Origin of the sequence: Kribbella yunnanensis (assembly GCF_039529655.1) — a bacterium.
Classification (GTDB): domain Bacteria; phylum Actinomycetota; class Actinomycetes; order Propionibacteriales; family Kribbellaceae; genus Kribbella; species Kribbella yunnanensis.
Window position 1 is genome coordinate 272,526 of the sequence record NZ_BAAANF010000001.1, and the last position, 10,916, is coordinate 283,441.

The 10,916-nt window shown below is 68.2% G+C and carries 9 protein-coding genes; 4 read left to right on the top strand and 5 right to left on the bottom strand.

All coding sequences use genetic code 11. The annotated features are described in order from the left end of the window. Positions 1-13: 13 nt before the first annotated feature. Positions 14-1,249 carry a sodium:proton exchanger gene (locus ABD231_RS01225; protein ID WP_344144180.1) on the bottom strand — a complete coding sequence of 412 codons (1,236 nt, stop codon included), beginning with the start codon at positions 1,247-1,249 and terminating at the stop codon, positions 14-16. 114 nt (positions 1,250-1,363) lie between these two features. On the opposite strand from ABD231_RS01225, the gene ABD231_RS01230 reads away from it, so the two are divergent. Then, positions 1,364-1,720 carry an ArsR/SmtB family transcription factor gene (locus ABD231_RS01230; RefSeq protein ID WP_344144182.1) on the top strand — a complete coding sequence of 119 codons (357 nt, stop codon included), beginning with the start codon at positions 1,364-1,366 and terminating at the stop codon, positions 1,718-1,720. 44 nt (positions 1,721-1,764) lie between these two features. Here ABD231_RS01230 and ABD231_RS01235 read toward each other — a convergent pair whose 3' ends face one another. The 4 genes from ABD231_RS01235 to ABD231_RS01250 form a co-directional block, all read right to left on the bottom strand. Beyond that, positions 1,765-1,941: a DUF6104 family protein gene (locus tag ABD231_RS01235; RefSeq protein WP_344144184.1), complete on the bottom strand. Its 177-nt coding sequence runs from the start codon at positions 1,939-1,941 to the stop codon at positions 1,765-1,767. A 1-nt stretch (position 1,942) separates the two neighbouring features. Next, a complete protein-coding gene (locus ABD231_RS01240; protein WP_344144186.1) occupies positions 1,943-5,716 on the bottom strand; it encodes a multifunctional oxoglutarate decarboxylase/oxoglutarate dehydrogenase thiamine pyrophosphate-binding subunit/dihydrolipoyllysine-residue succinyltransferase subunit in 3,774 nt (1,257 codons plus the stop codon). A 393-nt stretch (positions 5,717-6,109) separates the two neighbouring features. Further along, positions 6,110-6,520, bottom strand: a complete 411-nt coding sequence (locus ABD231_RS01245) for a DUF3052 domain-containing protein (RefSeq protein ID WP_344144189.1) — start codon at positions 6,518-6,520, stop codon at positions 6,110-6,112. Between the two features lie 9 nt (positions 6,521-6,529). Next, the gene (locus ABD231_RS01250; protein WP_344144191.1) at positions 6,530-6,817 is read right to left on the bottom strand and encodes a hypothetical protein; all 288 of its coding nucleotides are present in this window, start codon (positions 6,815-6,817) and stop codon (positions 6,530-6,532) included. Positions 6,818-6,883: 66 nt separating this feature from the next. Between ABD231_RS01250 and ABD231_RS01255 the strand changes: the two genes are divergently transcribed. The 3 genes from ABD231_RS01255 (at position 6,884) to ABD231_RS01265 (ending at position 10,285) form a co-directional block, all read left to right on the top strand. After that, entirely contained in the window at positions 6,884-7,849 is a 966-nt protein-coding gene (locus ABD231_RS01255) for a helix-turn-helix transcriptional regulator (RefSeq protein ID WP_344144193.1), read from the top strand. A 22-nt stretch (positions 7,850-7,871) separates the two neighbouring features. Continuing rightward, positions 7,872-8,543, top strand: coding sequence for a FadR/GntR family transcriptional regulator (locus tag ABD231_RS01260; protein WP_344144195.1), 672 nt, complete (start codon positions 7,872-7,874; stop codon positions 8,541-8,543). A 161-nt stretch (positions 8,544-8,704) separates the two neighbouring features. After that, complete coding sequence (locus ABD231_RS01265; RefSeq protein ID WP_344144198.1) at positions 8,705-10,285, top strand: ABC-F family ATP-binding cassette domain-containing protein; 1,581 nt, start codon at positions 8,705-8,707, stop codon at positions 10,283-10,285. The last annotated feature ends 631 nt before the right edge of the window (positions 10,286-10,916 follow it).

Consider the following 10,916-nt stretch of genomic DNA (forward strand, 5'->3'; position numbering starts at 1 on the left):
GCGGGGTCCTGGGTCAGGCGTCGACGAGGTCGGGGGTGCGGTCGGCGGGGGTCGGTACGGCGGGCTTGCGGAAGGGGGCCCGCAGGGTCGCGGCCAGGTGGTGGCGGTTGCGGGTGGTGGCGATGATGGCGAGGACTAGATAGATCGCGCTCAGGATGTAGCGGCCGGTCTGACCCGGTACGGCGAACTGGATCGCGAACAAGGCGAGCAGTGTCCAGGCGGCCCAGCGGGGGAAGCGGAGGCTGAGCAGGACCGCGATTCCGAGCAGGGTCTGGGTCGCGGTGAGCAGGAACTCTTCGATCTGTCGGCCGTCCAGGTGGAGAGCGGCAGGACCGCCGCCGAGGCCGTAGGCGATCGGGAGGCTGCCGATCAGCAGCGTCCACTGGTTCACCTTGGCCGAGATCAGTAGGCCGAGCGCCGCCGCGCCCTTGCCGCGCCAGGCGAAGAGGATCGCGATGATGAACTCCGGCGCCTCGGAGGCCAGCGGCGCGAGCCACTGGACGAGCAGGAACTGGTCGATCCCGAGCGCCTGACCGCCCTCGACCAGCGAGTCGGCGAACGGTTCCGCGGAGGCCAGGATGATCCCGGCCGAGACCACGAACATCCCGATCACCGCGATCCGCCGCTGCCGGGTCGGCAGTCCGCCGATCCGCGCGGACGGGCCGATCAGGTCGGGATCATCGTCGTGGCCCGAGACGGCGGCGCGGTACAGGTAGTAGGCGAAGAACCCGAGCAGGGCGATACCGAGCAGCAGGTGGATCTCACCGGTCACCGGGATCACGAACGCGACCACACCGGCGATGGCGAGGAACCCGAGCTCGCGGCGATAGCCCGACTCCAGCACCAGCTCGCGAATGGAGACCCCGGTCCGCCGCGAGGCGACGTACAGGCTGATCAGTACGACGCTCGACCAGCCGAGGCCGAGGAGTAGCCGGTTCGATCCGGTCATGTTGGCGGCGGCGTACTGCACGTAGTCGGGGTTGCTGCCGGCCTTGTGCGCGAAGTAGAGGTCGACCGCGTACTCCGGCAGAACGGCGATGATGGCCAGCAGGGCGATCGCCAGGCCGCCGGAGATGTCCACCTCCGCCGCCTCGGCCGCCCAGGCGAGCACGAACGACGCGGCGACGACCGCGAGCCCGAAAACCAGGATCGAGGCGAGTGCCGGCGGATGGGTGCCGGTCAGCCGCAGCACGACGGCGGGAACCGCCACCGGTAGCAGCAACAGCACTGGGCGAAGCGCTCTGACCATGTCTCCAGGCTGCCATCATTTTGATACTTTCGCAATTGCGAAAGTGTGAGAGCGTCGTCACCACGGCTCGGCGCGCCCCTGGACGGCCCGTTCAGCGGTCACAATGACTGCGCGATGACGACTTCGTTCCCCGAACCCACGAAGGCCCAGCTGGAATCCGCCGCCGGTACCTTCGCGATGCTGTCCGCCCCGGTGCGCCTGCACCTGGTCTCCTTGGCCGCCCAAGGCGAGTACGACGTCGGCACCCTGGCCGACCGCGTAGGCGTCAGCATCGCCACCGCCAGCCAGCACCTCGGCAAACTCCGCCTCGCCGGCATCATCACCGCCCGCCGCGAAGGCCGCCGGCACATCTACACCGTCGACGACCCGCACGTCCTCAACCTGGTCGACCAGATCTTCGAACACATCGCCCCCGACGGCTCCCTGGCCCCCGACCCACCCCGTCGTACCCGCCCTCCGCACACCGACTAGCGAACAGACGAATGCCCTCCGCCGGTGGCGAAGGGCATTGGGGGTTATTCGTCCTCGTCGTCCAGTCTGGCGAGCCAGGTGGCGAAGCGTTCGATCGGGGTTTCGAAGTCGGGGTTCAGGTCGACGAACTCGCGGAGGCGCTCGGCCACCCAGGCCAGCGAGACGTCTTCCTCGCCTCGCCGGCCCTCGAGTTCTTCGATTCCTCGGTCGGTGAAGTACACGTCAGCTGAAGGCCTGCTTCAGCAGCGTCTGCTGCTCCGCGGTGTGGGCGCCCATCGAGCCGACCGAGGTGGCCGACATGGCCGGGCGGGAGACCCGGTAGAAGGGCTTGCCGCCGAGGTGCTCGGTCAGGTTGAGGGCCATGAACGGCCACGGGCCCTGGTTCGCGGGCTCGTCCTGGACCCAGCGGATCTCGGTGACGTTCGGGTACTTGGCGAGCTCGGCGACGATCTCCTCGGCGGGCAGCGGGTAGAGCTGCTCGACCCGGATGACCGCCGTACTGATCTTGTCCGGCTCGGCCTTCTTGCGCTCGGCCAGCAGGTCGTAGGAGATCCGGCCCGACGAGAGGATGACGCGCTCGACGGTGGCCGCGGTGGCCTCCGCCTCGGCGTCGCCCAGGATCGGCCGGAAGGTGCCGTGGGTGAGCTCCTCCGGCGACGACACCGCCTCCTTGCGCCGCAGCAGCTGCTTCGGCGTGAAGACGATCATCGGGTTGTGCTCCTCGCCGAGCGTGTGCCGGCGGAGGAGGTGGAAGTACGACGCGGGGGTCGACGGCTGGGCGACGGTCATCGCGTTCTCGGCGCACAGCGCCAGGAAGCGCTCGATCCGCGCGGACGAGTGGTCCGGGCCCTGGCCCTCGTAGCCGTGCGGCAGCAGCAGCACGACACCGGACTTCTGACCCCACTTCGCCTCACCGGCCGAGATGTACTCGTCGATGACCGACTGGGCGCCGTTCACGAAGTCACCGAACTGCGCCTCCCACAGCGTCAGCGCCTCCGGGCGAGCCACCGAATAGCCGTACTCGAAGCCGAGGGCGGCGTACTCACTGAGCAGCGAGTCGTAGACGTAGAAGTTGCCCTGCTCGGCGTCCAGGTTCTGCAGCGGGACGTAGTCCTGGCCGTTGACCCGGTCGATGATCGCGGCGAACCGCTGGACGAACGTGCCCCGGCGGCTGTCCTGACCGGCGAGCCGGACCGGACGACCGGCGAGCAGCAGCGAGCCGAGCGCCGTCATCTCCGCGGACGCCCAGTCGATCGGGCCCTGGGTGATCGCGGCGGCCCGGCGCTGCAGCTGCGGCAGCACCTTCGGGTGCACGGTGAAGCCCTCCGGCAGCGTGGTGTACGCGTCGGCGATCTTCTTCAGCACCTCGGGCGTGGTCGCGGTCGCGTCCGGGCCCTCCGGCTTGTCCGGGTAGACCGGGACGGTCACGTACGGCGCGGGGGTGTCCGGCTGGCTCTTCGCCTCGCGGACCTCGGTGAAGACCCGCTCCAGGCGCTGCTGGAAGTCCCGCATCGCCTGCTCGGCCTCTTCGACCGTGATGTCGCCACGGCCGATCAGGGCCTCGGTGTAGAGCTTGCGGACCGACCGCTTCTGCTCGATCAGGTCGTACATCAGCGGCTGGGTGAACGACGGGTCGTCACCCTCGTTGTGACCGCGGCGGCGGTAGCAGACCAGGTCGATGACGACGTCCTTGTTGAACGCCTGGCGGTACTCGAAGGCCAGGTCGGCGACCCGGACACAGGCCTCGGGGTCGTCGCCGTTCACGTGGAAGATCGGCGCCTGGACCATCCGCGCGACGTCGGTGCAGTACATCGACGAGCGCGACGAGGCCGGCGAGGTGGTGAAGCCGACCTGGTTGTTGACGATCACGTGCACGGTGCCGCCGGTGCGGTAGCCGCGCAGCTGGGACAGGTTCAGCGTCTCGGCCACCACGCCCTGACCGGCGAAGGCCGCGTCACCGTGGACCAGGACCGGGAGGACCGGGAAGGCCGCGCCGCGGTCGAGGATGTCCTGCTTGGCCCGGACGATGCCCTCGAGCACCGGGTCGACGGTCTCCAGGTGCGACGGGTTGGCCGCCACCGACACCTTGATCTTGTCGCCGAACTCGGAGACGAACTCGCCCTCCGCGCCCAGGTGGTACTTGACGTCACCGGAGCCCTGCACGGTCCGCGGGTCGATGTTGCCGTCGAACTCGCGGAAGATCTGCCCGTAGGACTTGCCGACGATGTTCGCCAGCACGTTCAGCCGGCCGCGGTGCGCCATCCCGATGACGACCTCGTCCAGGCCGGCGCCGGCCGCCTCCTCGCAGAGCTCGTCGAGCAGCGGGATGGTGGTCTCGCCACCTTCGAGCGAGAAGCGCTTCTGGCCGACGTACTTGGTCTGCAGGAAGGTCTCGAAGGCCTCGGCCTCGTTCAGCTTGGCCAGGATCCGGAGCTGCTCCTCGCGCGGCGGCTTGGTGTGCGGCCGCTCGATCCGCTCCTGCAGCCACTTGCGCTGCTCGGGGTCCTGGATGTGCATGTACTCGATACCGGTGGTCCGGCAGTACGAGTCGCGCAGGATGCCGAGGATCTCGCGCAGCTTCATGAACCGCCGGTCGCCGCCGAACGAGCCGGTGGCGAACTCGCGGTCCAGGTCCCACAGCGTCAGGCCGTGGGTGGCCACGTCGAGGTCGGGGTGACTGCGCTGCTTGTACTCCAGCGGGTCGGTGTCGGCCATGATATGGCCGCGCACCCGGAAGGCGTGGATCAGCTCGAGGATCCGGGCCTGCTTGTTGATGTCCTCTTCGTGGCTGTGCGGCAGGTCGGTGGCCCAGCGGATCGGCTCGTAGGGGATCCGCAGGCTCTGGAAGATCTCGTCGTAGAAACCCTCCTGGCCGAGCAGCAGCTGGTGGATCCGGCGCAGGAACTCACCCGACTGGGCGCCCTGGATGATCCGGTGGTCGTACGTCGAGGTGACCGTCATGACCTTGCTCACCGCGAGCTTGGCCATCGTCTCCTCGGCCGCGCCCTGGTACTCCGGCGGGTACTCCATCGCGCCGACGCCGATGATGCAGCCCTGGCCGGTCATCAGCCGCGGTACCGAGTGCTGGGTGCCGATCGTGCCCGGGTTGGTCAGGCTGATCGTGGTGCCCTGGAAGTCCGGCAGCGCGAGCTTGTTGTCCCGGGCCCGCCGGACGATGTCCTCGTAGGCCATCCAGAACTCGGCGAACGTCATGTCCTCGGCGGCCTTGATCGACGGCACCAGCAGCTGCCGGGTGCCGTCCGGCTTCTGCATGTCGATGGCCAGGCCGAGGTTGATGTGGGCCGGCTGGACGTGCGTCGGCTTGCCCTCAGTCTCGTCGTACGACGCGTTCATCTCGGGCAGCGTCTTGAGCGCCTTCACCAGCGCCCACCCGATCAGGTGGGTGAAGGAGATCTTGCCGCCGCGGGCGCGCTTGAGGTGGTTGTTGATGACGATGCGGTTGTCGATCAGCAGCTTGACCGGCACTGCGCGGACGCTGGTCGCAGTCGGGACCGTGAGGCTGGTCTCCATGTTCTGCGCGGTCCGGGCCGGCGCGCCGCGGAGGATCTGCCGCTCGGCGTCGGTACTGGTGGCGGGCGCGGGCTTGGCCTGCGCCTTCGGCGGCTGGTTCACCGTTCCTCCGGTGGGGGCGACGGCCTTGGCCGGCGTGGGCTGAGCGGCCGGCTTGGCCACCGGTGCGGAAGCCGCGGCGGCGGCCGCTGCGGGCTGGTTCGAGGCCGGTACGGACGGCGCACTGCCGCGACTCGGGGCCTCCGGTGTCTTGTTGTCCGACACGGCATCCGGTCGGGGAGCGTCGGCCGGGGCAGTCGTCACCGGCTTCGCGTCACCTCCGGGCTTGTACGTCTTGAAGAAGTCCAGCCACGCGGGATCCACCGACTTCGGGTCCTGCAGGTACTTCTCGTACAGCTCGTCGACCAGCCATTCGTTCGCACCGAAGGCTGCAAGGGGATTTGAGTCTGATGGCTCGGTGGCCACTGGGCAGTTCGCCTCTTCCGATCTCGGGTCAGATACCGCGGGTTATGACCTGTGCAGTTATGGGTTGGTTCCCGAGGGCAAGGCTAATAGCACGGCGGTAAGTTCCACAGCCCGGGATCACCGGACCAGTGTGCCAAGTGGTGTGAGCCCTGAAACACTGTCCTGGCAGGTGTTTCAGCGGGGTCCGTACGCCGGTCCCGCTGGACGTCCGGACCGAGTCTGTGATCAACTCCAGGACTCGTTGTACAGGTGGGATTCCCGCCGTGCCACCGGTCACGTGGGGTCACCTGCTGAGCCTGAATGGCGACTGTATGCAACCATGTCGCCGCCGTGGGTGAACGGTGAAGAATTGTGAAGATGTGGTGAAGCTCACCTCCCGGATCAGTCCACTTGCTACCTATTGGCCTTGCGTCGGACGAGCTTCAACCCCGACCAAATGGCGTCGATCGCGCACACCTTCACGTCCACGACACCCAGTGGCAGCGCCAGTTCGCGGATCCCGTTCTCGTCCAGATCGGTCGGTACGCCGGACGACCGCTTCGGCCAGGCGATCCAGATCATCCCGGCCGTCTCGGTCCGCTCCAGCAACACCGGCAGCCGCCCGGCCAGCCGAGCGCGATCCGGACAGAACATCACCACGACCGGGTACGGCGACCGCCCGGGCCGCCGTACTGTCGTCGTACCGGCGGGGAGTCCCTCGATCGTGAACCCCTCGGGGGCGTTGTCGACCAGCACCGTGTGCTCGGGCTTGATCCCGAGCTTCACGGCCAGCGGCTTACCGGAGTAGCCCGGCGTGGCGGTCATCTTCGGATGCTAACGCCGCTCCTCCAGAACCTCCCGGACCTCGGGGACAGCGTGATCCGCGGAGACCGCGTGCGAGAGCGGCGTCTGCCAGATCTTCTCGAGCAGCTGGACGAAGCCCGCGGCATCGGTCCGGGCGGCGAAGTCGAGGTCGATGAAGACCTTCGTGGTGTCCTCGGCCGGGCGGCTGATTCGGTAGCTGAGCACGTTGTGCTCGCGGCGAGCCCGGTCGTAGCGGTCGAAGGCGCCCTTCCAGGCGGCGTAGTCCTCGATGGTGTTCTCGATGTGCAGTGTGATCATGCGGCCAGCGTGCGCGCCGGGTGCGGTGCGTTCCCATCCCCCAAGCTGGGGATTTACGCTCGGGGTGTGCTGGACCGGGTGGAGCGGCTGTGTTCCGGCGCGCTCGATGCGAAGGCGCTGCGGGAGCAGGTGCTGGCCGCGGTGCGCCCGGTCGTGCCCTTCGACGGACATGTCTGGGTGCTGACCGATCCGGTGACCTGCGTCGGTACGGCGCCCTTGGCCGACGTACCGGGGTTGCAGTGGAAGGACCTGCCGGGGCTGGTGCGGTGGCGCTATCTGGAGCGCGGGACTCGCTGGACCGACCTACGAGCCGCTGGTACGCCGGTCATGGCGTTCCGGGGTGAGTCCGCCGAGATCCTGACCGTGGCGTGCTGGGACCGGTTCGGGTGCTGGGCTTGGCTCGACTTGTGGCGCTCTACTCCGTTCACTCGGACAGAGCGGGATTGCCTTGCCGCACTGGCGCCTGTGCTGACTACTGGGCTGCGGCGGGCGCAGGCGCGCACCTTTGCCGCGGCACCGCAGCGGGCGTCGGGCGGCCCGGCGATCGTCGTACTGGGTCCTGAGTTGACGGTGTGGGTGCGGACGCCGGCCGCGCTGGAGGCGTTGGAGCAGCTGAATCCACCGGACGAGGCGATCCCGGCCATCCCGGCCGCGGCGTACAACCTGGCGGCTGCGCTGATCGCTGCCGAGCAGGGGGCGCCCGTCGGGCCAGCGTGGTCCCGGGTGCACCTCGGGGCCGGGCGCTGGATCACCCTGCGCGCAGCCCGGGCGACCGGGCAAGCAGACATCGTGGTCAGCATCGAGGACTCGACTCCGGCTGAGCGGCTGGAGGTGTTCGGTCTGGCGCACGGGCTCAGCCCGCGGGAGCGGGAGGTGCTCACCGAACTGGCCACTGGGATCGACTCACGCGGTCTGGCCGGCCGCCTGGTGCTGTCCCAGCACACGGTGAACGACCACGTGAAGGCGGTGCTCGCGAAGACCGGTACGGCGACCCGGGGCGCACTTCTGGCCCGCATCGCTGGGACGGGCTAGGCGCTGACGGCATACTGACGCAATGGCGCTGACGGATGAGGCGATCGTCAAGATCAAAGGGATGATCACCTCGGGGGAGCTCGGGCCGGGTGACCGGTTGCCGAAAGAGGCGGATCTGGCCGCGCGGCTGGGGTTGTCGCGCAACTCGTTGCGGGAGGCGGTCAAGGCGCTGACGCTGGTCAATGTGCTCGATGTCCGGCACGGCGACGGCACGTACGTGACCAGTCTGGACTCGGCACACCTACTCGACGCACTGAACTTCATGGTGGACCTGCACCGCGACGACTCGGTGCTGCAGTTCTTCGAGGTGCGGCGGTTGCTGGAGCCCGGCGTGGCTGCGTTGGCAGCAGCGCGGATCGGGGCCGAGCAGTTGTCATCGCTGCGGCAGTTGTGCGCCGACCTGCCGCCGGATGCGGGGGTCGAGGACCTGGTCGCGAACGACCTGCGCTTCCACCGTGGCATCGCCGAGGCGACCGGGAACCAGGTGGTCTGCTCACTGCTCGACGGCATCTCCGGTGCGACCCAGCGAGCCCGCATCTGGCGCGGTGTCACCCAGGCCGGCGCGGTCGAACGCACGCTGGCCGAACACACCGCCATCCTCGACGCCATCCAGCTCGGCGACGCCGAAGCCGCGCGTGCCTGGATGACCGCGCACATCGCCGGTGTCGAGACCTGGCTGCGCCAAGCGCCGTAAATACCTTGGTTCGTGCTCGGCGGGCGTCGTACAGTAGTCAGGTCACATTGCCTACGACAGGGGTGCAGGTTGCGCATCTGAGGTCTTCCTTCGACTGTTGATGACCGCTGCCCGGTTCTCGGGATGTGTGCGGTCTCCTTGAAGACCTCTTGGAGCACCTGATGAGTCATTCCCTGTCTTGTACTGACCTCTTTTTCGCCTGGCCTGACGGCGACGTGCTGTTCGACGGGCTGAGTTTCGTCGCCGGTCCGGTGCGATCCGGCCTGGTCGGACGCAACGGCACCGGCAAGTCCACGCTGCTCCGGCTGATCGCCGGCCGGCTCAACCCGCAGCGCGGGACGATCCGGGTCAACGGCGAACTCGGCTACCTGCCGCAGGACCTCACCCTGGACACCGCGCTGCGGGTCGACCAGGCGCTCGGTATCGACGCGGTCCGGCGTGCCATCACCGCGATCGAGTCCGGCGACGCGTCGGAGGAGAACTTCGCGATCGTCGGCGACGGGTGGGATGCCGAGGAGCGGGCCGAGGCGTTGCTCGGCAAGCTCGGTCTCGGGTCGATCGGCCTCGACCGGTCGGTCGGCGAGTTGTCCGGTGGCGAGACGATCCTGCTCGGTCTCGCGGCAGAACTGCTGCGGCGTCCGGATGTCCTGCTGCTCGACGAGCCGACCAACAACCTCGATCTGCGCGCCCGACGGCACCTGTACGACGCCGTCGATCAGTTCCGCGGTTCGCTGCTGATCGTCAGCCACGACCGCGATCTGCTCGACCGGGTCGACCAGATCGGCGACCTGCGCAAGGGCGACATCACCTGGTACGGCGGCAACCTGTCGGCGTACGAGGAGGCTGTCGCAGTCGAGCAGGAGGCGGCCGAGCGGATGGTGCGGGCGGCCGAGTCCGATCTGCGTAAGCAGAAGAAGGACCTGATCGAGGCGCGGATGAAGTCCGACCAACGTCAGGCGCGCGGCCAGCGGGCGTTCGAGAAGGGCGGGATCCCGAAGATCGTGGCCGGCAACCTGAAGCGAAGTGCGCAGGTGTCGGCGGCGAAGCACATCGGGATGCACAGCGATCGGCTGGAGTCGGCGCAAGATGCGCTGGCCGATGCGGAGGCGAAGGTCCACGACGACGAGACGATCCGCGTCGATCTGCCGAAGACCGCCGTACCGGCTGGGCGTGTAGTCCTGCGGCTCGAGGAGCACTCGTTGCGGACCGGAGCGCTGGTCGACCTGGAGATCCGTGGACCGGAGCGGATCGCGCTGACCGGGCCGAACGGCGCGGGCAAGACGACACTGCTGCAGTCGATCACCAGTGGGTCGTTGCCGGTCGTGCCGTTCCGCTATCTGCCGCAGCGGCTCGACCTGCTGCGCGAAGACCTGTCGATTGTGGACAACGTGGCATTGCTTGCCCCAGGCCACGAAAACCAGGAGCGGCGGTCGCGGTTGGCCCGGTTCCTGTTCCGCGGCCGGGCTGCGGATCAGCTGGTCAGCACGCTGTCCGGTGGTGAGCGGTTCCGGGCGACACTGGCGGCCTTGCTGCTGGCCGAGCCGCCACCGCAGTTGCTGATGCTCGACGAGCCGACCAACAACCTCGACCTCGCCAGCGTCGCGCAACTCAAGGACGCCCTCGCGTCGTACCAGGGCGCCCTGATCATCGCGAGCCACGACCTCCCGTTCCTCCGCGACATCGGCATCACCCGCTGGCTCGAACTAACCCCCGAGTCCCTCCAAACCATCGACCCCCTCTAACCCACGCCGCGCGGGTCACCCCCCACGCCGCGCGGCAACCCCCACCTCCGTGGGCAACCCCCCATCTCGGTGGGCAACCCCCCATCTCGGTGGGCAACCCCCCATCTCGGTGGGCAACCCCCCATCTCGGTGGGCAACCCCCCATCTCGGTGGTTATCGCTTGAGTTCGGGGGTTGCCCCTCGAGAATCTCAGGGGGCAACCCCCCGACTCGGTGGTTATCCCTCGAGTTGGGGGAACCCATGAGGTGTATCGGGGCTGAGGCGGACCAGTTGGCAACCCGAGTCTTTCCGCACAGCAACCAAAGCCCGGCAACCCAAGGCAACGTCGAGCCGCGGTCACCGGCCTCGCCATCCACCCCAGCCACCGCGGCGACCAGCCACCCTGTCTTTGTAGTCGGCCGGAAGCGGTGATGAGCAACAGCACACGTCCCCGGCCGAGAACTTTCGGCCTGCACCATTCGACCGCCAAAGGCGGCCCCAACTTGAGCACCCATCAACCATCTGACCCCCGCCGAAACGGTCGAACCGTGCTCAAGGTCGACCGGCCGGCTCACCTTGAGCACAGTGATGATGGTTGTGGCTCTTGGCGGATGACTCGCTTGAGCACTGACGACGCTGTCTTTGATGGGAT